Annotated in this window: 21 protein-coding genes, 1 pseudogene and 2 riboswitches; of the genes and pseudogenes, 15 read left to right on the forward strand and 7 right to left on the reverse strand. The window is 64.2% G+C overall.

Annotated elements, in window-relative coordinates; translation table 11 throughout:
• Positions 1-89 precede the first annotated feature (89 nt).
• Positions 90-446, forward strand: coding sequence for a rhodanese-like domain-containing protein (locus tag HH302_RS20715; RefSeq protein WP_172204692.1), 357 nt, complete (start codon positions 90-92; stop codon positions 444-446).
• A 19-nt stretch (positions 447-465) separates the two neighbouring features.
• Here HH302_RS20715 and HH302_RS20720 read toward each other — a convergent pair whose 3' ends face one another.
• The 7 genes from HH302_RS20720 to gcvT all read right to left on the reverse strand — a co-directional run bounded on the left by HH302_RS20720 (position 466) and on the right by gcvT (position 10,410).
• Positions 466-996, reverse strand: coding sequence for an RHS repeat protein (locus tag HH302_RS20720; protein ID WP_172204694.1), 531 nt, complete (start codon positions 994-996; stop codon positions 466-468).
• Between the two features lie 54 nt (positions 997-1,050).
• The gene (locus HH302_RS20725; protein WP_172204696.1) at positions 1,051-2,805 is read right to left on the reverse strand and encodes a diguanylate cyclase; all 1,755 of its coding nucleotides are present in this window, start codon (positions 2,803-2,805) and stop codon (positions 1,051-1,053) included.
• Positions 2,806-2,950: 145 nt separating this feature from the next.
• Positions 2,951-3,865 (reverse strand): hypothetical protein, encoded by a 915-nt coding sequence (locus HH302_RS20730; protein ID WP_172204698.1) that lies wholly within the window; start codon positions 3,863-3,865, stop codon positions 2,951-2,953.
• 869 nt (positions 3,866-4,734) lie between these two features.
• Complete coding sequence (locus HH302_RS20735; RefSeq protein WP_172204700.1) at positions 4,735-5,613, reverse strand: hypothetical protein; 879 nt, start codon at positions 5,611-5,613, stop codon at positions 4,735-4,737.
• Between the two features lie 57 nt (positions 5,614-5,670).
• A complete protein-coding gene (gene gcvP / locus HH302_RS20740) occupies positions 5,671-8,586 on the reverse strand; it encodes an aminomethyl-transferring glycine dehydrogenase (RefSeq protein WP_172204702.1) in 2,916 nt (971 codons plus the stop codon).
• A 222-nt stretch (positions 8,587-8,808) separates the two neighbouring features.
• The gene (gene gcvH / locus HH302_RS20745) at positions 8,809-9,189 is read right to left on the reverse strand and encodes a glycine cleavage system protein GcvH (RefSeq protein WP_172204704.1); all 381 of its coding nucleotides are present in this window, start codon (positions 9,187-9,189) and stop codon (positions 8,809-8,811) included.
• A gap of 129 nt (positions 9,190-9,318) precedes the next feature.
• Entirely contained in the window at positions 9,319-10,410 is a 1,092-nt protein-coding gene (gcvT, locus tag HH302_RS20750) for a glycine cleavage system aminomethyltransferase GcvT (protein WP_172204706.1), read from the reverse strand.
• 101 nt (positions 10,411-10,511) lie between these two features.
• Positions 10,512-10,615, reverse strand: a riboswitch (glycine riboswitch).
• Positions 10,616-10,634: 19 nt separating this feature from the next.
• Positions 10,635-10,722: riboswitch (glycine riboswitch) on the reverse strand.
• Positions 10,723-10,797: 75 nt separating this feature from the next.
• On the opposite strand from gcvT, the gene HH302_RS20755 reads away from it, so the two are divergent.
• The 14 genes and pseudogenes from HH302_RS20755 (at position 10,798) to pnp (ending at position 25,746) form a co-directional block, all read left to right on the forward strand.
• Positions 10,798-11,697, forward strand: a complete 900-nt coding sequence (locus HH302_RS20755; protein ID WP_253946258.1) for an alpha/beta fold hydrolase — start codon at positions 10,798-10,800, stop codon at positions 11,695-11,697.
• A gap of 53 nt (positions 11,698-11,750) precedes the next feature.
• The gene (locus HH302_RS20760; RefSeq protein WP_172204708.1) at positions 11,751-12,587 is read left to right on the forward strand and encodes a 3',5'-nucleoside bisphosphate phosphatase; all 837 of its coding nucleotides are present in this window, start codon (positions 11,751-11,753) and stop codon (positions 12,585-12,587) included.
• 62 nt (positions 12,588-12,649) lie between these two features.
• A complete protein-coding gene (locus HH302_RS20765) occupies positions 12,650-13,279 on the forward strand; it encodes an L-threonylcarbamoyladenylate synthase (protein ID WP_172204710.1) in 630 nt (209 codons plus the stop codon).
• A 42-nt stretch (positions 13,280-13,321) separates the two neighbouring features.
• Positions 13,322-13,975, forward strand: coding sequence for a site-2 protease family protein (locus HH302_RS20770; protein ID WP_172204712.1), 654 nt, complete (start codon positions 13,322-13,324; stop codon positions 13,973-13,975).
• Positions 13,976-14,039: 64 nt separating this feature from the next.
• Entirely contained in the window at positions 14,040-14,852 is an 813-nt protein-coding gene (locus tag HH302_RS20775; protein WP_172204747.1) for a ScpA family protein, read from the forward strand.
• Positions 14,842-15,456, forward strand: a complete 615-nt coding sequence (gene scpB / locus HH302_RS20780) for an SMC-Scp complex subunit ScpB (protein ID WP_206255169.1) — start codon at positions 14,842-14,844, stop codon at positions 15,454-15,456. Before HH302_RS20775 ends, scpB begins: the two co-directional genes overlap by 11 nt.
• Positions 15,410-16,243 (forward strand): annotated as a pseudogene (gene rluB / locus HH302_RS22565) (23S rRNA pseudouridine(2605) synthase RluB); the annotation flags it as partial. The gene scpB and the pseudogene rluB, both read left to right, overlap by 47 nt.
• A gap of 699 nt (positions 16,244-16,942) precedes the next feature.
• Complete coding sequence (gene rimP, locus HH302_RS20790; RefSeq protein WP_172204716.1) at positions 16,943-17,371, forward strand: ribosome maturation factor RimP; 429 nt, start codon at positions 16,943-16,945, stop codon at positions 17,369-17,371.
• Positions 17,372-17,392: 21 nt separating this feature from the next.
• Positions 17,393-18,865, forward strand: coding sequence for a transcription termination factor NusA (nusA, locus tag HH302_RS20795; protein WP_172204718.1), 1,473 nt, complete (start codon positions 17,393-17,395; stop codon positions 18,863-18,865).
• A 19-nt stretch (positions 18,866-18,884) separates the two neighbouring features.
• The gene (gene infB, locus HH302_RS20800) at positions 18,885-21,707 is read left to right on the forward strand and encodes a translation initiation factor IF-2 (protein ID WP_172204720.1); all 2,823 of its coding nucleotides are present in this window, start codon (positions 18,885-18,887) and stop codon (positions 21,705-21,707) included.
• Positions 21,708-21,791: 84 nt separating this feature from the next.
• Positions 21,792-22,211 (forward strand): 30S ribosome-binding factor RbfA, encoded by a 420-nt coding sequence (gene rbfA / locus HH302_RS20805; protein ID WP_172204722.1) that lies wholly within the window; start codon positions 21,792-21,794, stop codon positions 22,209-22,211.
• Entirely contained in the window at positions 22,208-23,125 is a 918-nt protein-coding gene (truB, locus tag HH302_RS20810; protein ID WP_172204724.1) for a tRNA pseudouridine(55) synthase TruB, read from the forward strand. Before rbfA ends, truB begins: the two co-directional genes overlap by 4 nt.
• A gap of 67 nt (positions 23,126-23,192) precedes the next feature.
• Positions 23,193-23,462 (forward strand): 30S ribosomal protein S15, encoded by a 270-nt coding sequence (gene rpsO / locus HH302_RS20815; RefSeq protein WP_172204726.1) that lies wholly within the window; start codon positions 23,193-23,195, stop codon positions 23,460-23,462.
• 226 nt (positions 23,463-23,688) lie between these two features.
• The gene (gene pnp / locus HH302_RS20820) at positions 23,689-25,746 is read left to right on the forward strand and encodes a polyribonucleotide nucleotidyltransferase (RefSeq protein ID WP_371814747.1); all 2,058 of its coding nucleotides are present in this window, start codon (positions 23,689-23,691) and stop codon (positions 25,744-25,746) included.
• Positions 25,747-25,838: the final 92 nt, after the last annotated feature.

Below are 25,838 nucleotides of genomic sequence, written 5' to 3' on the forward strand. Positions count from 1 at the left end.
TCACCGCCCGGGGGCGTGCGCCAGCCTGGGCTGCTACAGTGCCGTCGAGCGGCTGCCGTGGCGGCCCGGCGTCTTTCAAGGAGGATGGAATGCAAGTTCGTGGTTTTCTGCACCGTTTGGTGATGAGTATGGGCGTGGCGCTGTGGGCGTCGGTGGTCTTTGCGGCGGCGCCGGTCGTGATCGATGTTCGCACGCCGGAAGAGTTTGCCGCGGGGCATGTGGATGGCGCGATGAACGTGCCCTACGAGCAGATCGGCGGGCGCATTGCTGCGCTGGCGCCGGGCAAGGACACACCGGTCGTGCTCTACTGCAAGAGCGGGCGCCGTGCCGGCATCGCGCAACAAACACTGCGCGACATGGGCTATTCGAAGGTCGAGAACTACGGCGGCTTCGAGGATGCACGCAAACGCCTCGCGGGCGGCTGCACCGCCGGCACCAACTGCTGATCGCGCACAGCACCGCGGCCTAAAGCGGCGGGCAAGGCGGTTTCACCAGCGCCATCAACGCCTGAAAGGCCTGCGTCACGCCCAGTGCGGTGGCTGCACCGCTCGGTGAGTGCACCGCCGCGATTTCGCCGTCGGCGTCGTAGCGAACCGTGATCACGCCGGTGCCCAGCAGTTCGATGCGTATCGGTCTCTCGGTGTCGCTGTAAGCGAATCGCAACTCGCGCTTTGCCTGCGCCGCGTCGGTCGTGGCCCACATGTGGATGACGCGGCCCCGGGTGTCGTACGCAAGGCGCACGGCTCGCCCGTCAGATGCCTCGGCAATCTCCAGCAGCCCTTGCGGGTCGTAGTGGTATTGGATGAACAGCGTGCCACTGCGCAGCAGAATCAGTTTGCCGCTGCGTGGGTGGCGAATTTGTTCCTGGTCACCCGCGCAGACGACCGGGCCATCGCAAGCGCTTGGCGCGCGAGCCGGCGCTTCGCCGGCAAATACGGGTTGAGCGACCAGCGCGAGCGCGATGCAAATCAGCAGATTTCGGATGTGTTCTTGCACGTTGCGTTCCTTATGTTGGGCACAAGGACTTGGACGTGCGAAGGTGTGGGACTGTCAGGCGGTGGGGCCGCCCAGCGGTTGCGCGGCCTCGCTTGAATTGGCGACGACGCGGTCGCGCCCGAGTTGTTTGGCGCGGTAGAGCAGCCTGTCCGCGTTGTCGATCAGCGCATCGAGCGAGGCTTCACCGCGACGCTGGGCGACGCCGAAACTGGCTGACAGCGAGATCTCGGTATCGCCCGCGCGCAGCCGAATCAGCGCGATCTTTTGGCGCAAGCGCTCGGCCAGTGCCGCCGCCTGTGTTTCGTTGGTCTCGGGCAGCAACAGCACGAATTCCTCACCGCCCCAGCGTGCCGCCACATCGCCGCGCCGCCCCGCGGCCAGCAGGATCTGGCCCACCGCAGCGAGCGCTTCGTCGCCCCGCTGGTGCCCGTAGCGGTCGTTGAGCTGCTTGAAGTGATCAATGTCGATCATGACCAGGGTGATGTCGCGCTCGCGCCGCAGTGCGGTGCTCCAGATCGCCTCGGCCTGTTCGCGGAATGCGCGCCGGTTGGGCAACCGGGTCAGCGGGTCGGTACGCGCGAGGTGTTCCGCCCGGATGCGCTCCTGCTGGTCCTGCCGGAAGCGGTGGGCGATCGCCAGCGCCAGCAGCGTCGCGTCTGCCAGCATGCCAAGCTCCACGGCGCGATAGGTCCACTCGTTGAAGGGGATGAAGCCCCATACCGCCAATGAGCTCGCCAGGGTGCCACTCATGCCGGCCACCGCTGCGGCGAGGAAATAGCGCGCCGCGGTGTAGCCGTGGCGCACCGCGAGCACACCGAGCAGCAGCATCACCAACGCGAACATCACCACGAAGCCGAACGCAATCCAGGCCGTGATCGCCTGTTGCCCAGCTGCTGCTGCGGCCCCCACAGCGAGCAGGGCGGCGACACACAGCAGGTGCACCGCGTTGCGCAAGGCGGGCGCATGGCGCGCAAGATCGAGAAAGCGCGCGGCGAACTGCAGCCCTGCCACGCCGAACAGCACCATGCTGATCAGAATCACATAGCGCTGTACCCCGGGGTAGTCGGGCCACAGCCACGCGTAACCGTGCCCGGTGTAGCCCAGATTCATCAGGATGAAGGCGGCGAGGTAAACCGCGTAGAGCAGATGGCTGCGCTTGCGCAGCCCGGTGTAGAGCAGCAGGTTGTAGGCAATCAGCGCCAACAGGTAGCCATACACGAAGCCGTGGCTGTAATGCGTCCAGCGATGCGCTGTGCCGGCCGTCTCGATCGCTTGCAGCGAGGTCGGCAACACCATCGGGTCGGCGGTTGCGGCGCGCATCAGTACGTCCGTGCGGCCCGGTTCCAGATGCAGATCGAACGCGAACCCCAGGCCAGCGATCGGGCGCTGGCGCTGCGGTCGTGCGTCGCCGGTCTGCCAGTGCGCCTGCACCGTGCCGGCCTGGATCACGTAGACATCGAGGTCGTCCACCCACGGCGTATCCATGCTTAGTCGCCGGATCAGCGACTGCGCAGCATGGTTCTCGATGCGCCAGTGCAGCCACACCGGCCGTGCGCCGATGCCGAAATCCGGCACCGGGCGGCGTGGCGTAGCGCCCTCGCCGCGCCGCAGGCGAGTCATGACCTCATCCGGCGTCAGGCGTACCCCCGATTCCTGCAGGAAATCGGCGTAATGCCCCAGCGGGCCATCTGGCGGCGCCTCCGCGTTGAGCGCGTGGGCCGCATCGGCCGACGCGCTCAGCAGGCAAAGCCCGGTGAGCAGCGCGGCTGCAAGTGCGCCTTCAAGCAAACGGACGATTCGATCAAGCACGTGAAGTCCCGGCCCCCAACGTGGCGCAGCCACCCGGCAGCGCCAATGCAATGCGGGCCCCACCCGCACACATGTCAGGGTAACAGCCGGGCCGGGGCCGCGTGTAGGGGCTGATCTGTCGTGTTGTGGCCGGGCCCCTGCCGACTCACGCGGCGGCGGGCGGCAAAAGCGCGCCGAGCAGGCTCGCGATGCCCCCGATCTGCCGTGCCGGCACGCTCAGCGCAAAGCCGACGTCGCTCTCGATCGCGATCCGCACGGTGCTGTCACCACGGCGCTGGGGCTGCGGCAGATGCAATGCCAGTGGGTGTTGCCGCAGCACATAGGTGGCGATCTTGCCGTGCGGCGATTTGCCCTTGTGCTGCTTTTCCTTGCCGGCCGGCGGATCGGTGATCACGCCGAGGTAGCTGTCGGTCACCGCCAGCACACCCGCCGGCGCCGCCGGCTTCATGAACAACAGCCGCGCGAGGGGCGACACCTCGCTCGTCCAGCTGCGCACATCGCGCAGCGCGACGCCGCTTGGCGTCTGCTCCTGCAGTGCCGTGCGGAACTTGAAGCTCAGCACCGAAAGCTCCGCCTCGATGTTGCCGCCGCGCGTAGGGTTCGTTGCGGCGGGCCGGGCACCCGCGAGCATGATGAACAGCGCTTCGCGGAACAGTTCGATCGACACCATGTTGAAGCCCACCGCGCAGCCCGCGGCGCCACCCACCGACTCGATCCGCAACTGCCCGCCGAGCAGGATCATCGTCAGCTCGATGACCGCTGCGGCGGCGAAGGGGGCGGTGCTCGTCACGGTGCCAGTGGCCGTCTTAGCGACCAGGATCCAGCGCGTGCTCGTCAAGGCGAACACATTCTCCGGGCTGCTCTGCCCTACGGTGGCAAATGCCGGCGAGTGGATGATCAATTGCAGCGCATCGGCCTCCGCGCCAAGCGCGGTTCTCAGGGCTGCGGCAAGCGCTTCGGGCAGGTCGTCCGGTGACCCGATGCTTTCGGAAAAGGGCAGGGCACGGCCCACGTTGGCGGCCTGGCGGCCAAAGGCGGAAACACGGGCGACATCAGTCATGGCGAAACAGCTTTCATCAGCGCGGCGTTTTGGCCGTTGCCGGTCGGACGGCACGGCGCTGGTCGGCCGCTCTTGCGGCGGCTCGTTGTACTTGCCAGCGTACCAAGTGGGGGGCGCTATTTTTTTCTCAGCGGTGAGAATGAGTTGAGCGGGCTCAAACGGAAGGCTCTGCGGTGTTGTTGGCTGGCGTAGGTTGGCGTTGGTGTTTTTCAAAGCCCAACGCTTCGCCTTGCGAATGACGCAGGCAATTTGCGCCGGCCTTCCCGCTGAAGCCGGGTCCCGCCCCGGCGGCCGGGGTACTTTCTTTGTGCGAACAAAGAAAGTACCCACAGAAAGTCGCCCCGCTTCAACGCCCCGACTCTGTCGGGGTGCCCTGCGCTGCTCGAAACATCGGGTGTCTGCGCAACTCGCCCTCGCTGCGCTCGGTGCTCGAACAGTGCTCGCCACCGCCATGCTTCGCATGTCGGAACCCGATGCTTCTGCGCTGCTCGGCGTTTCAGAGGGGGGGGAAGAAAAGCGTCGACAATCAACCGTTCTCTGCAATTTCCCGGCGCGTGAAAATTGTGATGGTCTTGATTTTGGGTCCCGTCGAGAGCGCCGAGTAGCGGAGCGCGACCGGGAAGAAGGCCGAGGACTGTCTGAGCTCCGAGCGCAGCGAGGGCGAGTTCCGCAGGCCCCCGGTCGTGCGAGCAACGCAGGGGAGTCAGGTGCGTAGCACCTGACCGCAAACGCCGGGTCGTCTTTTCTTGGTTACTTCTTTTGACGAAGCAAAAGAAGTAACACGCCCGCCGGGTGCGGGAACCCGGCCATTCCGTACTTGCTCGCGGTACACCGGGTCGGACGGCGTTCAGCCTTCCCTATGGCAATTTTTACTTTGACTCGCGAGCGACCGGCCCATTTGAGAATCTATATTGGGAATCCGAAGTGAACACCATTAGGTTGTAGATGCGCCCGTAATCACCCCACATTGCCCGAAGTGTTAAGTGGCCAGCCTCGTTTTTGCCGATATCGCCGGGCATTCCGACGCTATTTCCAAAGCACTCAGGAGAGTCGACCCATGCGATATCACGTTTGGGCTTTTGAGTTGTCGAAAGATCTCGTTCGATTTCGCTTAGCAGCTCGGTGAAGCCGGCCTTAATGCTGGCTTTGTACACATCGAGCTCCTGCGTTGGAATTGGACTGCTGAGCCATGCTGCGGGCAGTGTTCTATTCGAGCAATAGAAGTAATTGCCCGTCCATGGTGTTTTTGCCTCTCCGATCGCAGTGGGCCCTTCGGCGCGTACCGCTATAAGGGTGTTGATAGGGAGATCCTTCCCTTGTGAAAGCAGAACCAGATAGGGCTTCAATTGAATTAATTGCGCGGAACTGTGTTTGGCCGGAATCCGATCCGCCCAAGCCGATTTCGCGAGATCGAGTGAATCTAGGGTGTAGAGTGACGCGCTCTTGCCGGACTCCCCCATCTCCTGCGTAATCCGATCGATGTTGGCAGAGTTTGCCAGTACGCCTAGAGGTCCAAGCAGGACGCCTAGTGCTGCATTGCCTCCAGATGTCTGTTGGACAAATAGTGAGCGCTCCGGAACTTCATAGGCGCGAGGGGCGACTAGATCCTTTGTGGGTCTTGACTCGGCGACCGACAAGCCACCACTGCGGATATCCGACGGAACCTCCGCTACTCGTACTGCTTGCAGATTCCCGCAGGCAGACAGAATCAATGACACAAAGCTTATGAGGCCGACTCGTAGAAACATCAAATAGCTCCCGATCCTTAAAATTGAATTCGGGCGCCTAGGCGCCCGAATGACATGCTAAGCGGAGTATTCTTCCATCGGCACACAAGCACAGAACAAATTCCGATCCCCATACACGTCATCAATCCGATTGACGCTCGGCCAGAACTTGTTCTCGGCAACGTAAGCCAGCGGGAACACCGCTTCTTCACGCGAATACGCGCGCGACCACTCCGCCACCATCACGTCCGCTTGCGTGTGCGGGGCGTGCTTGAGCGGGTTGGCGTCGGCGGGCCACGTGCCTTGTTCGACCTTGCGGATCTCTTCGCGGATCTGCGTCATCGCGGCGATGAAACGATCCAGCTCACCTTTCGATTCCGACTCGGTCGGCTCGACCATGATCGTGCCGGCGACCGGGAAGGACATCGTGGGCGCGTGGAAGCCATAGTCCATCAGGCGCTTGGCGATGTCGACCTCGGTGATGCCGGTGGCGGCCTTGATCGGGCGGATGTCGAGGATGCACTCGTGCGCGACGCGGCCGTGCGTGCCGCGGTAGAGCACCGGGTAGTGCGGCGCGAGCTTGGCGGCAACGTAGTTGGCGTTGAGGATCGCGTACTCGGTCGCCTGCTTGAGCCCTTCGCCACCCATCATCGTGATGTACATCCACGAGATGGTGAGGATGCTGGCCGAGCCGAACGGGGCGGCTGACACGGCGCCCTGGCCAGCGTGCGAACGCGCGTCGGCGCCGGTGGGCTTCACGGCGTGGTCGGCCATGAACGGGGCGAGGTGCGCCGCGAGGCCGATCGGGCCCATGCCGGGGCCGCCGCCGCCGTGCGGGATGCAGAAGGTCTTGTGCAGGTTCATGTGGCTCACGTCGGCGCCGATGGTGGCGGGCGAGGTGAGGCCGACCTGCGCGTTGAGGTTGGCGCCGTCCATGTAGACCTGGCCGCCGAAGGCGTGCACCGTGGCGCAGATGTCCTTCACGGCTTCCTCGAACACGCCGTGCGTCGAGGGGTAGGTGATCATCAGCGCGGCGAGGTTGTCCTTGTGCTGTTCCGCCTTGGCCTTGAGGTCCGCGACGTCGACGTTGCCGTTCTCGTCGCAGTCGACCACCACCACATCCAGCCCGCACATCTGCGCGGTAGCGGGGTTGGTGCCGTGGGCGGATTTCGGGATCAGGCAGATGTTGCGGTGCGCGTCGCCGCGCGACTCGTGGTAGCGGCGGATTGCGACGAGGCCGGCGTATTCGCCCTGCGCGCCGGAGTTCGGCTGCATGCAGATCGCCGGGAAGCCGGTGACTGCGCGCAGGTAGTCGGCGAGGCCCTCGATCATTTCGAGGTAGCCCGCAGCCTGCTCGCGCGGCACGAAGGGATGCACATCGCCGAACTCGGGCCAGGTGACCGGGATCATCTCGCTGGTGGCGTTGAGCTTCATGGTGCAGGAGCCCAGCGAGATCATCGAGTGGTCGAGCGCGAGGTCGCGGTTCTGCAGCTTCTTCAGATAGCGCAACATCTCGTGCTCGGTGTGGTGGCTGTTGAACACCGGGTGCGTGAGGATGGCATCGGTGCGCAGCAGCGACGCGGGGATCGCGCAGCTCTGCTCCAGCGCGGCGAGGTCCGATTCATCGAAGGCGCGCGCGAGTTCGCACACATTGGCGAGCCGGCCCACTTCGGCGAAGGCGTTCAGCAGCGTCAGCACATCGGCGCGGGTGGTCTTCTCATCGAAGGACACGCCCAGCACCGAGGGCGAAACCTGGCGCAGGTTGTAGCCGGCGGCCAGCGCTGCAGTATTGATCGCCTCGGTCTGTGCGCCGGTGGCGATATCGAAGGAATCGAAGAACTGGCTGCCGAGTACCTTGAAGCCCACCTGCTTCAAGCCGGCGGCGAAGATCGCGGCGAGCTTGTGGATGCGCGAGGCGATGGTCTGCAGGCCCTTGGGCCCGTGATACACCGCGTACATGCCCGCCATGTTGGCCAGCAGCACCTGCGAGGTACAGATGTTGGAGTTGGCCTTCTCGCGGCGGATGTGCTGCTCGCGCGTCTGCAGCGCCATGCGCAGCGCCTTCTTGCCGCGCGCGTCGACCGACACGCCGATGATGCGGCCCGGCACCGAGCGCTTGTGCTCGTCGCGGGTCGCGAAGAAGGCGGCGTGCGGGCCGCCGAAGCCCATCGGCACGCCGAAGCGCTGCGCCGAACCCAGCGCGATGTCCGCGCCCATCTCGCCCGGCGATTTGAGCAGCACCAGCGCCATCAGGTCCGACGCCACGGCCACCAGGGCGCCCTTGGCCTTCAGTGCGGCGATGATGGCGGTCAGGTCACGCACCGCGCCGGTCTTGTCCGGGTACTGCAGCAGCGCGCCGAACACGTCGGCGGATGCGGCTTCCTCGGCGGTGCCGAAGACCAGATCCCAGCCGAAGTACTTGGCGCGCGTCTTCACCACGTCGATGGTCTGCGGGAAGGCGGCGCTGTCGACGAAGAAGGCGTTGGACTTGCTCTTCGATGCGCGGCGCGCCATCGCCATGGCTTCGGCCGCGGCGGTGGCTTCATCGAGCAGCGAGGCGTTCGCCAGCTCCAGCCCGGTGAGGTCCATCACCATCTGCTGCCAGTTCAGCAGCGCTTCGAGGCGGCCCTGGGCGATCTCGGCCTGGTAGGGCGTGTAGGCGGTGTACCAGCCCGGGTTCTCCAGCACGTTGCGCAGGATGACCTTGGGCAGGATGGTGTCGTAGTAGCCGAGACCGATCAGCGAACGCTTCAGCACGTTCTTGCCGGCGATGGCCTTGAGCTTGGCGAGCGCTTCGTGCTCGGGCACGGCGGCGGCGATCGGCAGCGGCGCGGCCAGGCGGATGCCGGCAGGCACGGTCTCGGAAATCAGCGCGGCGAGCGACGCGGCGCCGATGTCGGCACACATCGCGGCGGTCTCGGCGGCATCGGGGCCGATGTGGCGGCCGATGAAGTCATCGCGCTGTTCAAGCGCGGAAAGCGGAAGGTTCAGCATGGTCTGGCTCTGTCAGGATGCGGTACAGGTCGGGGCAGAGGCGCGGTGTGTTGTTCTTTTGGGCGCCGGCAATCAGGGTAGATCGCGTGCTCAGAAACGCGGATTTGCGCGAAGCGATCGTCGCGAGCGACCCAAGCTCGGGCCGAGAAGGGCAGCCGTACATGCGTACGGCGAGCATCGCAGGCCCGTGATTGGATCGCGCAGCAGATCGATACGCGTAAATCAGGCGTCGGCGATCTTGTCGTAGGCGGCCGCGTCGAGCAGCTTCGCCACGTCGTCCGCATTCACCGGCTTGAGCTTGAACAGCCACGCGGCGTAGGCGTCGGCGTTGACCGATTCCGGAGCATCCACCGCGGCCTGGTTGGTCTCGATCACTTCACCCGCGATCGGGGCGTAGATGTCGGACGCAGCCTTCACCGATTCGACGATGGCGCAGTTCTCGCCGGCCTTAAGCGTGCGGCCGACATCCGGCAGCTCAAGAAAAACCACATCGCCCAGTGCGTTCTGCGCGTGGTCGGTGATGCCGACGGTCACGGTGCCGTCCGGCTCCATGCGGACCCATTCGTGCGATTCGGTGTAGCGCAGGCTGGTCGGGGTGCTCATGTGTTCGCTCCTGTGAGTGAAGTTCAGATGTTCAAAGCCAATCAAGTGTCGCCGCAGCCTTCATTCGCGCACCGGGATGAAGTCAAAACATCGCGATGCATCGTCTGAATTTGCCGGCAGTCGTGTCGCTCAGGCCAGTACCTTGCCGTTGCGCACGAACGAGAGTTTGGTGACGCGCGCCTTCAGCAGCTTGCCGCGGATGTCGACCTCCACGGTGTCGCCCTGTTGCACCGCAGCCGGGACGCGCGCGAACGCGATCGAGGCGTTCATCGACGGCGCAAACGAACCGCTGGTCGTCTCGCCCTCGCCATGCGGGGTGACGACGCGCATGTGGCCGCGCAGCACGCCGCGGTCTTCGAGCAACAGACCCACCAACTGCTTGCTGCGATCGTAGGCTTCGAGCGCGGCGCGGCCGATGAAGTCGCGACCCTCGGTGAAGTCCACCGTCCAGGCGAGGCCGGATTCGAGCGGGTTCTTCGTCTCGTCCATGTCCGAGCCGTAGAGGTTCATACCGGCTTCCAGGCGCAGCGTGTCGCGTGCGCCCAGGCCGATCGGCTTCACGCCGGCAGCTTCCAGCGCCTTCCAGATCTCGGCTGCGCGTTGCGCCGGCACGATCAGTTCAAAGCCGTCTTCGCCGGTGTAGCCGGTACGGCAGATCATGATTTCGCCGAACCCGCCATTCCACTTCGCGGCCTGAAAGGGCTTGAGCCCCTCGCTGGCGGCTTGCGAGCCGGGCAGGGCTGCCCAGGCCTTGGCGCGCGCATTCGGGCCTTGCACCGCGATCATCGCCAGATCGCGACGCGACGCGATGGTGACGTTGGCGCCCATCTTCGCCGCCTGCGTGCGCATCCACGCGATGTCCTTGTCGGCGGTGCCGGCGTTCACGACGATGCGGTAGTCGTCCGGCGCGAAGAAGTAGGTGATCAGGTCGTCGACTACGCCGCCATCGTCCTGCAGCATGCAGGAGTACAGTGCCTTGCCAGGCAGCGTGAGCTTGCCGATGTTGTTGGCGAGCAGCTTGCTGAGGAAGGCCTGCGCACCGGCGCCGGAAACGTCCACCGGCAGCATGTGTGAGACGTCGAACATGCCGGCGTCGCGGCGCACCTGGTGGTGCTCTTCGAGTTGGGAGCCGTAGTGGATCGGCATGTCCCAGCCGGCGAAGTCGACGATCTTCGCGCCTGCGGCCACATGGAGGTCAAAAAGAGGTGTCTGCTTGCCCAAGTGAGGCTCCCGGAGTGTTGGCAACTAAGGTGCCAAATAAGGTGGCAAATTCAGGTTAGTCCAAAAACGCAAAAGGGCCCGCCGCACGATGCGCTGTGCGGCGGGCCCCATCTGTCCTTGGTACCTGAGAGATTACATGCCGCCTGGCATGCTGCCCCTTCGGTGGGCGCGGTCGATGCCGCGCCTGCTCTCCAGATTGTGTTCCACGCAGCGGCGCGCGCTGCGCGTGTCGTCGGTCCTTTGTACCTGAGCGGTTCCGGGGTTACGCCTTCGGCGGCCTGCACAGGGCAGGCGCTCTCCCGAGCGACAGGGGCGGGACTCTACCGGAAGGGCTGAGGCACGGCAACCTGCTGATAACATTTACGCTTTTCGCGCACGGAGCTCGCCATGCCGACTGCTGCAACGCCGTGGATGCCGCGCCGTGAATCGCATAGCGAATGGCTCGATGTGCGTGGTCTGCGCCTGCATGTGCGGCGCTGGCCATGTACCGGAGCGCGCAAGCTCTTCCTGCTGCATGGCTGGATGGATGTGTCGGCGTCCTTCCACTTCCTTGTCGATGCACTGGCGGACGATTGGGATGTGATCGCGCCGGACCTGCGCGGTTTCGGCGAGAGTGCGTGGAGCGCCGACAGCTACCTCTTTGCGCACTACCTCAGTGATCTCGACGCCTTGCTGCAGGCCTACAGCCCGGACGAACCGGTGCGCCTGGTCGGCCACAGCCTCGGCGGCAATCTTGTTTGCATGTATGCCGGCGTGCGCCCAAACCGGGTGCGCGCAGTCGCGTCCCTCGATGCGTTCGGCCTGCGCGACGCCGCACCGGAGGACGCCCCTGGCCGCCTCGAAAAATGGCTGCACCAGTTGCGCGAGCCGGAGCGATTTCGCAGCTACCCGGACTTCTCCGGTCTGGCGCGCCAGTTGCGTTTCGAGAATCCGCGTCTGCCACCGGAGCGCGCCGAGTTCCTCGCCCGTCATGTTGGTGAGGAGGATGGCCTGGGCGGCGTAATTCGCGCGGCGGACCCGGCGCACAAGCATGTCAGCCCGGCGCTCTACCGCTTCGCCGAGACGGCTGCCGTGTGGCGGCGCATCGCCGCTCCCGTCCTCGCGGTGCTGGCCGACGACACCGCGCTGCTGGAGCGGCTTGGTTTGACGCGCGATGAGGTGAGCGCGCGGCTGGCAGTCATTCCGGACTTGCAGCTCGCCACCCTTCGCGATTGCGGCCACAACCTGCACCTGGAGCGGCCGGCTGATGTAGCCGCCCTCCTGCAGACCTTCTTCGACACGCGCTGAGTGCCGCGCAAGATCGCCGGGTTACCGGCGGGGCGGTGGAGTACACTTGCTGCATGCCCCCAATCAACGCCGATCTTCACTGTCACTCCACCATTTCGGATGGCCTGCTTGCCCCTGCCGAGGTCGTCGCACGCGCCGCGCGCAACGGCGTCGAACTGCTTGCGCTGACCGATCACGACGAGCTCGCCGGCTTGGCCGACGCTCGCGAGGCCGCCCGTATCCACGGGCTTGCGTTCGTGAATGGGGTGGAGGTGTCGGTGTCGTGGGGCGAACAGACGGTGCATATCGTCGGCCTTGGCGTAGATCCGGCGTGTACCGTGCTGGCGGACGGACTGGCCGATGTGCGCGCCGGCCGCGACGGCCGCGCGGCGCGCATGGGCGAGGCGCTTGCCGCGATCGGCATTCGTGGCGCCTATGAAGGTGCCTTGAAGTATGTCGGCAATCCTGCGCTCGTCAGCCGTTCGCACTTCGCGCGTTACCTTGCCGAGATCGGCGCCGCGCGTGACGTGAAGAGCGTGTTCGACCATTACCTTGTGCGCGGAAAGCCGGGCTACGTCGAGCATGTATGGGCGACGATGGAGGACGCGCTGGCGTGGATCCATGCCGCGGGCGGCCTGGCCGTGATCGCGCATCCGGGCCGCTATCGGTTGTCCAAGCGCGAGCTCGACGAACTGTTCGTGCGCTTTCACGACTTGGGCGGCGAGGCAATCGAGGTGGTCTCCGGGTCGCATAATCGCGAGGCCACGCTGGAGTTCGCTCGCGTCGCCCGGCGCTACGGTTTCCTCGCGTCGCGCGCGTCGGACTTTCACGGGCCTGGCGAGAGTAGCGTCGACCTCGGCGGATCCGATCCGTTGCCGGAGGATCTGACGCCCGTCTGGTCAAAGCTCTGAAACCCGCGACAGCCTTGGGGCTGCAGGCATAGAATCCGCGCTTTCCTGCCCGGTCTGCAAACGTGGCCCAGTTCTTCTCACTCTTTCCTGAAAACCCACAGCCACGGCTGCTGCGACAGGCCGCGGAGATCATCCGCGACGGCGGTCTTGTGGTCTTCCCGACCGATTCGGCCTACGCGTTGGCGGGGCAGACGGGCGACGCGCACCTGCTCGAGCGCATCCGCCGCATCCGTGGCGTGGACGACCGCCACCACCTGACCCTGATGGTGCGGGATCTCTCCGAGATTGCGCACTATGCGCGGGTCGATAACGCGCAGTACCGACTGCTCAAGGCGGTGACCCCCGGCCCCTACACCTTCATCCTCGAAGGCACCAAGGAGCTGCCCCGTCGCGTGCTGCACCCCAAGCGCAAGACGATCGGCATCCGCTGCCCCTCCCATCCGGTTGTCGCGGCCCTGCTTGGCGAACTCAATGAGCCGATGCTCACCTCGACCCTGTTGCTGCCGGGCGAAGATCTGCCGCTGACCGACGCCGAGGAAATCCGCGAGCGTCTCGAAAAGCAGGTCGATCTGGTGATCGAAGCGGGCGCCTGCGGCCCGGAAGCGACGACCGTGATCGACCTGACCGGCGGTGCGCCGGCGGTGATCCGACGCGGCCTCGGGCCGCTCGGGCCGCTCGGGCTGGACGACTGAGGTCGTCTGGTAAACTGCTGTTTTCCCTGAAATTGAGTGGCCATGGACATCGTCCTGACGATCGTGGTTTGGGCGCTGCCTGTGTTGCTGGCGATCACCTTGCACGAGGCCGCACACGGCTATGCGGCCTTCCGCCTTGGCGACCCCACCGCGCATTTGGCCGGGCGCATCAGCCTCAATCCGCTGCGTCACGTCGATCCGGTCGGCACGCTCGCCGTGCCGCTCGGCATCGTGCTGCTGAACCTCGCCACTGGCGCGAGCTTCCCGCCCTTCGGCTGGGCGAAGGCGGTACCGGTCAACTTCGGCCGCCTGCGCCACCCCAAGCGCGACATGTTCTGGGTCGCCGCTGCGGGGCCGGCCGCGAACCTCGCGCAGGCCTTCGGATGGGGCTTGATGATTGGTCTGCAGACGGCACTGGATGGCTATGGCGGTGACTACTTCTTCGCCATGGCGACTGCCGGTATCGTCGTGAACCTCGCGCTGATGCTGTTGAACTTGCTGCCGATTCCGCCGCTCGATGGCGGCCGCATCGCGATCAGCCTGTTGCCGGGGCCCTTGGCGTGGAAGTTCGCGCGCCTTGAGCCCTACGGTTTCATGATTCTGATCGGCTTGCTGTACCTGCGGGTGCTGGATTACGTGCTGTGGCCGTTGATCGCCCCACTGAAGCGTTTGATCCTGTTATTGACCGGCTCATGAAGGGGCGTGCTGTTCGCTGCAATCTGACGATAGGTGACGCGCGGTGAGCGAAGTCGAGACGCCGATGCTCGACCTGCGCCCGCACGAGGAACCGCTGCCCCCAGCCCTGGCGCGGATCTATGGCGAATCGCTGTTCGAGCTGCCGAAGGATCTCTACATCCCGCCGGATGCGCTGCAGGTGTTCCTCGAAGCGTTCGAGGGGCCACTCGACTTGCTGCTTTATCTGATCCGCAAGGCGAACATCAACGTCCTCGATATTCCGATGGCGCCGCTGACTGCGCAGTACCTGAAGTACGTCGAGGCCATGCGCCGCAGCAACCTTGAGCTTGCGGCCGAGTATCTGCTGATCGCCGCGATGCTGCTCGAGATCAAGTCCCGCATGCTGCTGCCGCGGCCCGCCCAGGCGGAAGCAGAGGAAGCCGACCCGCGTGCCGAACTCGTGCGCCGGCTGCTCGAATACGAACAGATGAAGATCGCCGGCGCACGACTCGATGCACTGCCGCGGGTGGAGCGCGATTACGAATGGGTCACCGTGTGGGTGGCCGAAAAGGTGGCGGAACGTTTGCCTGAAGTGAGCCTGCACGATCTGCAGGTCGCCTGGCTGGGTCTCGTGCGCAAGGCGAAGCTGACCCGTCACCACACGATTCAGCGTGAGGAACTCTCGGTTCGCGAACGGATGACCACCATCCTGCGCCAGCTCGGCGGTGGCCAATTCCAACCCTTCGTCGAGTTGTTCGATTTGACGGCGGGCGTGCCGATGCTGGTTGTCAGCTTCCTTGCCGTGCTGGAACTGGTGAAGGAGCGCCTGGTTGTTGTCAGCCAGGTTGCACCTCTGGAGCCGATTTATGTCAGACTTAATACCTCGGATGCCGACTGAAGCTGGCATTCCGGTGCAAGCCGAAGATTCGATAGACTTCGAATTTGCCTTGCGCGTGCTGGAAGCTGCCCTTCTGGCAGCCGCCGAGCCGCTTGCAATGGCCGAGCTGCGCAGGCTCTTCGATGAGCAGTTGGATGCGGATCTGATTCGCCGCCTGCTCGAAACCCTGCGTGAGCGCTGGAATGATCGCGGCGCCGAACTAGCCCAACTGTCGACCGGATGGCGTTTCCGTACTCGTGCGGAGTACCAGCCCTACCTCGATCGGTTGCGCGAACAGAAACCGCCGAAATATTCGCGTGCTGTTCTGGAGACCCTGGCGATCATCGCCTACCGTCAGCCGGTCACGCGAGGCGATATTGAAGATATTCGCGGCGTTGCCGTCTCTCCGAACGTGTTGAAAACGCTGGAATCGCGCGGATGGGTCGACGTTGTCGGCCATCGCGACACCCCGGGGCGCCCGGGCCTGTACGCCACCACGCGACGCTTCCTGGATGAACTTGGCCTGCGCAGCCTCACCGAGCTGCCGCCTCTGGCCGAAATTGAAAAGGTGATGGATCTTGTCGATACCGCAACGCAAACCGCGCCCGCAGCAGCGGCGGAATAGCAACGCACCCGCTCCTGGCCGCCGTGGCCGTGGCGTCAAGGCACAGGCTGAGGCCTACGAGCCGCAGCGACTGCACAAACTGCTCGCTGAAGCCGGCTACGGTTCGCGTCGCGAACTCGAAGAGTGGATCATCGCCGGCCGCGTCAGCGTGAATGGCCTGCCCGCAGGGCTCGGTCAGAAGATCGGCCCGGGTGACCGGATCAAGATCAACGGCAAGCTGGTGAACATCCGTTTCACTGAACGCGCGCCGCGTGTGCTGATGTACCACAAGCCGGAGGGCGAGATCGTCAGTCGCGACGATCCGGAAGGTCGTCCCACGGTCTTCGAGCGCCTGCCGGTGCTCAATCGCGGGCGCTGGATCGCGATCGGCCGACTCGACTTCAATACCTCCGGCCTGTTGCTTTTTACCAGCAACGGCGATCTGGCCAACCGCATGATGCATCCGCGCTACGAACTCGAGCGCGAATACGCAGTGCGCGTGATTGGCGAGCTGACCGAAGAACAACAAGCCACGCTGACGACGGGCGTCGCCCTTGAAGACGGCGAAGCGCGTTTCAACTCGCTGCACGATGGCGGCGGCGAGGGCAGCAACCACTGGTATCGCGTCACGATCTCCGAAGGTCGCAATCGCGAAGTGCGTCGCATGTTTGAATCGGTTGGGCTGACGGTGAGCCGGCTGATGCGTGTTCGCTATGGCCCGGTCCAGCTTCCGCGTCAGCTCAAGCGCGGCGCCTGGACTGAAATGTCCGACGCCGATGTGCGTGCATTGATGGCGGCGCTGCCGGAGGATGTCGAGCCTGAATCGCCGTTTGCAGAGCCGGATGAGCATCAGCTTGAGGTCGATCTGGAGGCGGAAGACGCCGAGGCCTGGGCCAAGGCGCAGCGCCTGGCGGTTCCCGGCGTGCGCCCGCTCAATCCTGGCGGCGCCCCGCGTGGCGATCGCGCGCCCGGTCGTGGCGCGCCACAAGGCGGTCGTCGCCGTGGCGGCGATGGCGGCCCACGCCCGCAAGGCGGTGGTCCGCGTCCGCAAGGTGGGCAAGGGCCGCGCCCGCAGGGCGGCAAGGGGCCCCGTCCGCCACGCGGTGCACGTCCGGTCGAGGCTGGTCAGCCCGGTGAAGTCGGGCGTGTTGATGCGCCGGTTGATGGCGTGAGGCCGGAGCAGGGCGCTGAGCCGCGCCGCCCGAAGCGCCCGAACAAACCAAGGAAGCCGCAAGGCGGGCCGCGCCCGCCGCGTCCCGAAGGCGCGCCCGCCCCGCAGGATGGGGCTGCGCCGCGTCCGGAAGGTGAAGCCGGCGCACGCAAGCGCCCAGCTGGTCGTGGCCGTCGGCCGCGCAAGCCGCCGGTTGCCGAGTAAACGCATTTACGTGGCACGCCAGGTCTGCTAAACTCTCGCCGGTTATACGATCTGGCGGCCGCATTGCTTCGGGCCGCGATTGTTGTTTTTTGATGAGTGGGCATTGCGCCCACTTTTTGTTTGTAGCGGCGCATGGATCTGAAACTGCTGATTGAAAAGACGGCCGAGGGCCTGGGTTTCGAGGTGATCGACATCGAGTCGTCGCCCCGTGGCCGGCTTCTGCGCGTGTTCATCGACAAGCCTGAGGGCATTACCGTCGAGGATTGCGCAACCGTCAGCAACCAACTGACCCGTCTGTTCGAGGTCGAGAACATCGACTACGACCGGCTGGAAGTCTCATCGCCCGGGCTTGATCGCCCGCTGACCAAGCTGGCGCATTTCGAGCGCTTCGCTGGCGAGGAAATCCAGCTGCGCGTGCGGATCCCAGTCGCCAATCAACGCAATTTCAGCGGCACCCTGAGAGGGGTCGACGGCGAGACCGTGATCCTTGAGACCGCAACCGGCGAGCAGCGCTTCGCATTCGACGATGTCGAGCGTGCGCGGATCGTTCCCAAGTTTTGAGAGATTTGAGGGGTTGATGCAATGAGCCGCGAGGTTTTGCTGCTTGTCGATGCGCTGTCGCGCGAGAAGAACGTCTCCAAGGAGATCGTTTTCCAGGCGCTTGAGTCGGCGCTGGCTTCGGCCACCAAAAAGCGCATTCACGACGACGCCGATGTGCGCGTCACGATCGACCGCGAGACGGGCGCTCACGAAGCGTTCCGCCGTTGGCTGGTGCTGCCGGACGCCGAAGTGACGAACGATGAGGCCGAGATGGGCATCATCGATGCACGCGAGCAGTTCGAGGACATCCAGGTTGGCGAGTACGTCGAAGAACCGCTCGAGCCGATCGACTTCGGCCGTATCGGTGCGCAGGCGGCCAAGCAGGTGATCCTGCAGCGCATCCGCGACGCCGAGCGCGAGCAGATCCTGAATGACTTCCTCGAGCGCGGCGAGCATCTCGTCACCGGCAACATCAAGCGCATGGAGCGTGGCAACGCGATCGTCGAAGTCGGCCGCCTCGAGGCAGTGCTACCCAAGGATCAGATGGTGCCGAAGGAAAACCTTCGTGTGGGCGACCGTACGCGCGCCTATCTGAAGGAAATTGCCCGTGGCGCCCGCGGTCCGCAACTGATCCTGTCGCGCACCGCGCCGGAGTTCGTCACCAAGCTGTTCGAGCTTGAAGTGCCGGAGATGGAAGACGGCCTCCTCGAAATCAAGGCCTGCGCACGTGATGCTGGTATGCGTTCCAAGATCGCGGTCAAGGCCAATGATGCCCGCATCGATCCGATCGGCACTTGCGTCGGCCTGCGTGGTTCGCGGGTTACCGCGGTGCGCAATGAGCTCGGTGGCGAGAACATCGATATCGTGTTGTGGTCAGCCGACCCCGCGGAATTTGTGATCAAGGCGCTGGCGCCGGCCGAAGTGTCGTCGATCGTGGTCGACGAAGAGGCTCATGCGATGGATGTGGTGGTCGATGAGAGCAATCTCGCGATCGCGATCGGCCGCGGCGGCCAGAACGTCAAGCTCGCGTCCGAGCTGACGGGCTGGCAGATCAACCTGATGACGGTGGAAGAGAGCACGCAGAAGAGCGAGGCCGAACGCGGCCGTCTGCGTAGCGCATTCACCGAGAAACTCGATGTGGACGACGAAGTCGCCGACATCCTGATTGACGAAGGCTTCACCTCTCTTGAGGAAATCGCCTACGTCCCCCTTTCTGAAATGCTGGAAATCGAAGCCTTTGACGAAGAGACGGTTAACGAACTGCGGACACGTGCCCGCAACGTTCTGCTGACCGAAGCCATCGTCAGCGAGGAGCAACTCGAGCAAGTCGCTGAAGACTTGCTGGCACTCGAAGGCATGGACAAGCCGCTCGCCGCCAAACTGGCGCGTGCCGGCGTTAAAACCCGCGACGATCTCGCTGACCTTGCCGTCGACGAGCTGACCGAGATTGCGGGTATCACCGAAGAAAGTGCCAAGGACCTGATTACCAAGGCCCGTGCGCACTGGTTCGAGTAAGACGGAGGTTGTTTCGTTTATGGCAGAAATGAGCGTGGCGCAGTTCGCCAGCGAGCTGAGGATGCCTGCATCCGTCTTGCTTGAGCAGTTGCAAAAGGCCGGTGTTGCAAAGTCGGGCGAAAACGATGGAGTGAGCGAAGCCGACAAGGCGCGCTTGCTGGACTATCTGCGTCGCTCTCATGGAGAAACGGCTCCGAAAGCCAAGATCACGCTGACGCGCAAGCAGACGTCCGAGATCAAGGCTTCCGATGCCACCGGCAAGGCACGGACGATTCAGGTCGAGGTGCGCAAGAAGCGCGTTTTCGTCAAGCGTGATCCTTCGGAGCTGCTTGCCGAAGGTGCGCAGCCGGAAGGCGAAGAGGCGCTCGATCACCACGAGGAAGATCTTTCGACGCTTCCCGAGGTCGTCGCGGAAGCTGCCCCTGTGGCGGCCGAACCCGAAGTGCAGGTGGCTCCCGAGCCCGAACCCGAGCCGGTCGTCGAAGTGGCGCCCGAACCCGAGCCGGAGCCCGTGCCTGAGCCGGAACCCCAGCCAGAGCCCGAACCTGAGCCGGTCGCAGCGCCCGTCGTTGAGGCTGCTGTTGAGACCGCTCCTGCGGCCGAGCCTTCGCCTGAAGCCGCTCCTGCGGCCCCGCGTTCGATCCTTGACATGCTGTCGCCCGAAGAGCGCGCGGCTCGCGAACGCGAAGCACGCCGTGCGTCGGAGCTTGCCCGCATTCAGGCTGAAGAGCTGCGCTTGAAGCAGGCACGCGAAGCGCGCAAGAAGGCTGATGAAGAGGCTGCGCGTCAGCGCGCCATCGAGGCTGCTGAGAAGGCGCGTCAACCGGCTGCGCCGGCCGCTGCAGCTGCGGCGCCTGCCGGCAAGTCCGGCACCCTGCACAAGCCGGTCAAGGCTGAGGGTGCGAAGGAAGAGAAGAAGGGCCCGGCCAAGAAGGGCGACCGCGAGGACGATTCCAAGCGTCGCCAGATCAAGACGCGTGGCGACACCGGCGGCGGAGCCGCTGGATGGCGTGGTGCGCGTGGCGGCGGCCGTCATGGCAAGGACAACCGCCAGCAGGACACCAACTTCCAGGCGCCGACCGAGCCGATCGTGCGCGAAGTGCATGTGCCGGAAACCATCTCGCTGGCTGACCTCGCCCACAAGATGGCGATCAAGGCGACCGAGCTCATCAAGCAGATGATGAAGCTGGGTCAGATGGTGACGATCAACCAGGTGCTGGACCAGGAAACGGCGATGATCCTCGTCGAGGAAATGGGGCACCAGGCGATCGCCGCCAAGCTCGACGATCCTGAGGCGCTGCTCGACGATTCGCAGAGCAAGGATGCTGAGCAACTGCCGCGCGCGCCGGTCGTGACCGTCATGGGCCACGTCGACCACGGCAAGACCTCGCTACTCGACTACATCCGTCGCGCCAAGGTTGCGTCGGGTGAAGCCGGCGGGATCACGCAGCATATCGGCGCGTACCACGTCGAAACGGACCGCGGCATGGTCACCTTCCTCGATACCCCGGGTCACGAGGCGTTTACCGCCATGCGTGCGCGTGGTGCCAAGGCGACCGACATCGTGATTCTGGTGGTGGCTGCCGACGACGGCGTGATGCCGCAGACGAAGGAAGCGATCCACCACGCGAAGGCGGCTGGTGTGCCGATCGTCGTTGCGATCAACAAGATGGACAAGCCCGATGCACACCCGGACCGCGTCAAGCAGGAACTGGTCGCCGAAGGTGTTGTGCCGGAAGAGTACGGTGGCGACTCGCCGTTCATCCCTGTGTCGGCCAAGACCGGCATGGGCATCGACGACCTGCTCGAGAACCTGCTGCTGCAGGCCGAAGTGCTTGAACTGACCGCCGCCGAGAAGGCGCCGGCCAAGGGGCTCATCATCGAAGCCCGCCTCGACAAGGGGCGTGGTCCGGTTGCGACCATGCTGGTTCAGAGCGGCACGCTCAAGCGCGGCGACGTGGTGCTGGCGGGGGCGACCTTCGGCAAGATCCGCGCGATGCTTGATGAGAACGGTAAGCCGATCAACGAGGCGGGCCCGTCGATCCCGGTCGAGATTCTTGGCTTGTCGGACGTTCCGGCTGCGGGCGACGATGCCATGGCGCTGGCCGACGAGCGTAAGGCGCGCGAAATCGCACTGTTCCGTCAGGGCAAGTTCCGCGATGTGAAGCTCGCCAAGCAGCAGGCTGCGAAGCTGGAGAACATGTTCGAGCAGATGAAGGAAGGCGAAATCAAGTCGCTGCCCCTCATCATCAAGGCGGACGTGCAGGGTTCGCAGGAAGCCTTGGTGCATGCGCTTACCAAGCTTTCGACCGATGAAGTTCGAGTGCAGGTCATCCACGCTGCCGTCGGTGGCATCACCGAGAGCGACATCAACCTCGCACAAGCCTCGAAGGCGGTGGTTATCGGCTTCAATACCCGGGCCGACGCTGGCGCGCGGAAGACGGCCGAGGCGTTCGACGTCGATATTCGCTACTACAACATCATCTATGACGCTGTGGATGACGTGAAGGCCGCGTTGTCGGGCATGTTGGCGCCTGAGCGTCGCGAGCAGATCATCGGTACCGTGGAGATCCGCCAGGTCTTCCGTATCTCGAAGGTCGGTGCGGTGGCTGGTTGCTATGTGCTGGACGGCAACGTCAAGCGCCATGCCCGCGTCCGCGTGCTGCGCAACAACGTGGTGGTGCACGATGGCGAACTCGAATCGCTGAAGCGCTTCAAGGATGACGTGAAGGAAGTGAAGTTCGGCTTCGAATGCGGCCTGCAGATCAAGAACTTCAACGACATCATGGAAGGCGATCACCTGGAAGTGTACGAAATCCAGGAAATCGCACGGACGCTCTGATCCGCGTCGCGGTGAAGCGCCAACGGGCCCCGCGACGGGGCCCGTTTTGTTTGAAGCCCCTTGCATGGGGGCAGGAGTAGCCGTATGGCAAAGACATTTTCGCGCGGCGACCGTGTCGCCGAGCAGATCCGCCGTGAATTGGCGGAGTTGATCCGCATGGAAGTAAAAGATCCCCGTGTCGGCTTCGTTACGCTGACGTCGGTTGAAGTGAGCCCGGATTACTCGCACGCCAAGGTATTCTTTACGACCCTCGAAGGCGAGCGTGCCGTGCCGGAACTCGCGCAAGGCCTGCGTCGTGCGAGCGGCTTTTTGCGCCGTGAGCTGGGGCGCCGAATCCGCATTCACACGATCCCGGATCTGCACTGGGTTTATGACCGCTCGATCGAGCGTGGCGCACAGCTATCCGCGCTGATCGACGAGGCGGTTCGTAGCGACGCCGCACACAGTGATGATGTGGATGAGGCCGCTGCCTCGCCCGACGAGGCGGAGAAGCCGGACGCATGAGTGCGCAACGGCCCGCTCGCGCGCCTCGATTGAAAGTGGATGGGGTCGTGTTGTTCGACAAGCCTTCCGGCATGAGTTCGAACGGCGCCCTGCAGACCGTGCGCCGCCTCTATTGGGCGGCCAAGGGCGGTCATACTGGCACGCTCGACCCGCTGGCGAGTGGCTTGTTGCCGTTGTGCCTGGGCGAAGCCACCAAGTTCAGCCAGATGCTGCTGGATGCGGACAAGACCTACCTTGCGCGCGTGAAGCTCGGCGTGACAACGACCACGGGCGATGCTGAGGGCGAGGTGACGTCCACACGACCGGTGGTGACCGACGACGCTCAGATCGCGGAGGTCGTTGCTCGATTTGAAGGCGAGATTGACCAGGTGCCGCCGATGTACTCGGCGCTCAAGCGCGACGGCAAGGCGCTCTACGAGTATGCGCGTGAGGGTGTGACGCTTGAGCGGGCGCCGCGCCGCGTAACGATCCACCGCATCGGATGTGGTCCGCTGTCCGGTGATGAGTTCGATCTCGAAGTGTGTTGCAGCAAGGGGACGTACATCCGGACGCTCGCCGAAGACATTGGCGAGGCGCTCGGTTGTGGCGCACATCTCGTTGGCTTGCGGCGCACTGCAATCGGTCCGTTTGTCATCGATCACGCCGTATCGCTCGAAGTTCTTGAATCTGGCGAGCAGGCCCGCGCCGACGCACTGCGTCCGGCCGATCTGCTCGCGTCACATTTGCCTGCTGTTCCGCTTGCTCCGGATGCAGCAGGCAGTTTTCTGCACGGTCAGTCTGTCGCTGTCCCGCTGCCGCCAGGCGCGGTGGAATGCCGTGTATTTGCCGATGGGCGTTTTCTCGGCCTTGGCCGGGTGGATGCCGACGGTCGGCTGGCACCTCGCAGGCTCATTGCGAGCGTCGCAGGTGCTTGATGCAACAGAAAATTCGCCGCTATAATGCGCGGCTCGACTGAAGACACAGACAACTGGATTAGAAGAGATGGCTATTGCTACCGAACAAAAGGCGCAGATCGTTGCTGATTTCCAGCGCGCCAAGGGTGACACCGGGTCGCCGGAAGTGCAGATCGCACTGTTGACCGCCCGCATCAATGACCTCACCGGTCATTTCAAGGAACACACCAAGGATCACCACTCCCGTCGCGGCCTGCTCGCGCTCGTCAGCCAGCGTCGTAAGCTGCTGGACTACCTGAAGCGCAAGGAAGTCGACCGTTACCGCAGCGTCATCGAACGCCTGGGCCTGCGTAAGTAATCGACGGCTGTCAGCCGTGATCACGACGCACTTCCCGCGGTTCGGCTGATATCGCAATGCCGGCGAGCCCTACGGGCCACGCCGGCATTGTTCCATTTGAAGCTCCGTTGCGCAGACGCGCGGCATTCGCCGCAGGCGTTGCTCCGCGACGGGCAGACTGAAAGGATTTCCCTTGCTGCCTACTCCGACCAAGAAGACCTTCACGTACGGCTCCCAGACGGTCACCATGGAGACCGGCGAGATCGCCCGTCAAGCACACGGTGCCGTCGTCGTCTCTGTTGAAGACACTGTTGTTCTCGCCACCGTCGTCGCCGCCAAGAACCCGAAGCCGGGTCAGGATTTCTTCCCGCTGACGGTCGACTACATGGAGAAGTTTTACGCCGCGGGCCGTATCCCCGGCGGGTTCTTCAAGCGCGAAGGTCGCCCGACCGAAAAAGAGACGCTGACCTCGCGCCTCATCGATCGCCCGATCCGACCGCTGTTCCCGGATGGTTTTTATAACGAAATCCAGGTTGTCGTGACCGTGCTGTCGCAGAACCCGGAAGTCGATGCGGACATCCCCGCGATGATCGGCGCTTCGGCCGCACTTGCGCTGTCCGGCGTTCCGTTCCAGGGCCCGATCGGCGCTTGCCGCGTCGGCTACGCGAATGGCGAATACATCCTGAACCCGACCGTTACCGAACTGAAGACCAGCCAGATGAACCTGGTGGTGGCCGGTACCGAAGTTGGCGTGATGATGGTCGAATCGGAAGCAAACGAGCTGCCGGAAGACGTGATGCTCGGCGCCGTCGTGTTTGGCCATCAGCAGATGCAGACCGTGATCAACGCGATCAACGAACTGGCTGATGAAGCTGGCAAGCCGGAATGGGACTGGCAGCCGCCGGCCAAGAATGAGGCGCTCGCCGCCAAGGTTGAAGAGCTCGCGCTGGCTGGTCTGAACGAAGCCTTCGGCCTGACGGTCAAGCAGCAGCGCAGCGACCGTATCAAGGAAGTGACCGCCGCGACCATCGCTGCGCTCGCAACCGGTGAAGAAGGTGCGCCGACCGATGCGCAGATCAAGGATCTGTTGTTCGGCCTGGAGTCGCGGATCGTCCGCAACCGTATCCTGAATGGCGAGCCGCGCATCGACGGTCGCGACACCCGCACGGTGCGCCCGATCACGATCCGTACCGGCGTGCTGCCGCGCACCCACGGCTCGGCCCTGTTTACCCGTGGCGAGACTCAGGCGCTGGTCGTTGCGACCCTCGGTACTGGCCGCGATGAGCAAATCATCGACGCCATCGCTGGCGAGTACAAGGAGCGCTTCATGCTCCACTACAACTTCCCGCCCTTTGCGACCGGCGAAACCGGCCGTGTCGGCGCGCCGAAGCGCCGTGAGATCGGCCATGGCCGTCTTGCCAAGCGCGCCCTGGTTGCAGCCCTGCCGCCGGACAACGAGTTTAGCTACACGATGCGCGTGGTCTCCGAGATCACCGAATCGAACGGCTCGTCCTCGATGGCTTCGGTGTGTGGTGGGTCGCTCGCGATGATGGATGCCGGTGTCCCGCTCAAGAATCACGTGGCAGGCATCGCCATGGGCCTGATCAAGGACGGCAACCGTTTTGCGGTGCTGACTGACATCCTGGGTGATGAAGATCACCTCGGCGACATGGACTTCAAGGTTGCCGGTACCGAAAACGGTGTTACCGCGCTGCAGATGGACCTCAAGATCGACTCGATCAACCCGGCCATCATGAAGAAGGCGCTGGAGCAGGCGCGCGAAGGCCGCATGCACATTCTGGAGCTGATGAAGCAGGCGATGGGCGGGCACCGGACCGAGTTGTCCGAGTTCGCGCCGCGTCTGCTGACCATCAAGATCAATCCGGAGAAGATCCGCGATGTGATCGGCAAGGGTGGCGCCGTGATTCGTGCGCTGACCGAAGAGACTGGCACCGTGATCGACATCCAGGACGACGGCACCGTGACCATCGCGTCGGTGGATGGCGCCAAGGCGGAACTCGCCAAGAGCCGGATTGAAGCGATTGCGGCCGACGTCGAAATCGGCAAGATCTACGAAGGTCCGGTGCTCAAGATTCTTGAGTTCGGCGCAATCGTCAACATCATGCCGGGCCGCGACGGCCTGCTGCACGTCTCTCAGATTGCGAACAAGCGCGTCGAGAACGTCTCCGACTACCTCAAGGAAGGCCAAGTCATCCGTGTCAAGGTCATCGAGACCGACGACAAGGGCAAGATTCGCCTGAGCCTGAAGGCAGTTGAGGCAGAGGCGCAGCAACAGCAGCAGTAAGCGCTTCCGTCGTCAAGCAAAGGGCCCGTTCGCGGGCCTTTTGTTTTTTGTGTTGTCCGCGCAGTGGTCGGTGCTTGGTTAGAATCGCCGAT

The sequence above is a fragment of the Niveibacterium sp. COAC-50 genome, assembly GCF_013184235.1.
In the GTDB taxonomy this organism is placed as follows: Bacteria; Pseudomonadota; Gammaproteobacteria; order Burkholderiales; family Rhodocyclaceae; genus Niveibacterium; species Niveibacterium microcysteis.

Coding starts and splice junctions, on each gene's coding strand:
- rimP (WP_172204716.1), top strand. CDS start 16,943: ATGGATCTGAAACTGCTGATTGAAAAGACGGCCGAGGGCCTGGGTTTC.
- HH302_RS20775 (WP_172204747.1), top strand. CDS start 14,040: ATGCTCGACCTGCGCCCGCACGAGGAACCGCTGCCCCCAGCCCTGGCG.
- HH302_RS20730 (WP_172204698.1), bottom strand. CDS start 3,865: ATGACTGATGTCGCCCGTGTTTCCGCCTTTGGCCGCCAGGCCGCCAAC.
- rpsO (WP_172204726.1), top strand. CDS start 23,193: ATGGCTATTGCTACCGAACAAAAGGCGCAGATCGTTGCTGATTTCCAG.
- HH302_RS20735 (WP_172204700.1), bottom strand. CDS start 5,613: ATGTTTCTACGAGTCGGCCTCATAAGCTTTGTGTCATTGATTCTGTCT.
- gcvH (WP_172204704.1), bottom strand. CDS start 9,189: ATGAGCACCCCGACCAGCCTGCGCTACACCGAATCGCACGAATGGGTC.
- rbfA (WP_172204722.1), top strand. CDS start 21,792: ATGGCAAAGACATTTTCGCGCGGCGACCGTGTCGCCGAGCAGATCCGC.
- truB (WP_172204724.1), top strand. CDS start 22,208: ATGAGTGCGCAACGGCCCGCTCGCGCGCCTCGATTGAAAGTGGATGGG.
- infB (WP_172204720.1), top strand. CDS start 18,885: ATGGCAGAAATGAGCGTGGCGCAGTTCGCCAGCGAGCTGAGGATGCCT.
- HH302_RS20755 (WP_253946258.1), top strand. CDS start 10,798: ATGCCGACTGCTGCAACGCCGTGGATGCCGCGCCGTGAATCGCATAGC.
- HH302_RS20715 (WP_172204692.1), top strand. CDS start 90: ATGCAAGTTCGTGGTTTTCTGCACCGTTTGGTGATGAGTATGGGCGTG.
- nusA (WP_172204718.1), top strand. CDS start 17,393: ATGAGCCGCGAGGTTTTGCTGCTTGTCGATGCGCTGTCGCGCGAGAAG.
- HH302_RS20760 (WP_172204708.1), top strand. CDS start 11,751: ATGCCCCCAATCAACGCCGATCTTCACTGTCACTCCACCATTTCGGAT.
- pnp (WP_371814747.1), top strand. CDS start 23,689: ATGGAGACCGGCGAGATCGCCCGTCAAGCACACGGTGCCGTCGTCGTC.
- gcvP (WP_172204702.1), bottom strand. CDS start 8,586: ATGCTGAACCTTCCGCTTTCCGCGCTTGAACAGCGCGATGACTTCATC.
- scpB (WP_206255169.1), top strand. CDS start 14,842: ATGCCGACTGAAGCTGGCATTCCGGTGCAAGCCGAAGATTCGATAGAC.
- HH302_RS20770 (WP_172204712.1), top strand. CDS start 13,322: ATGGACATCGTCCTGACGATCGTGGTTTGGGCGCTGCCTGTGTTGCTG.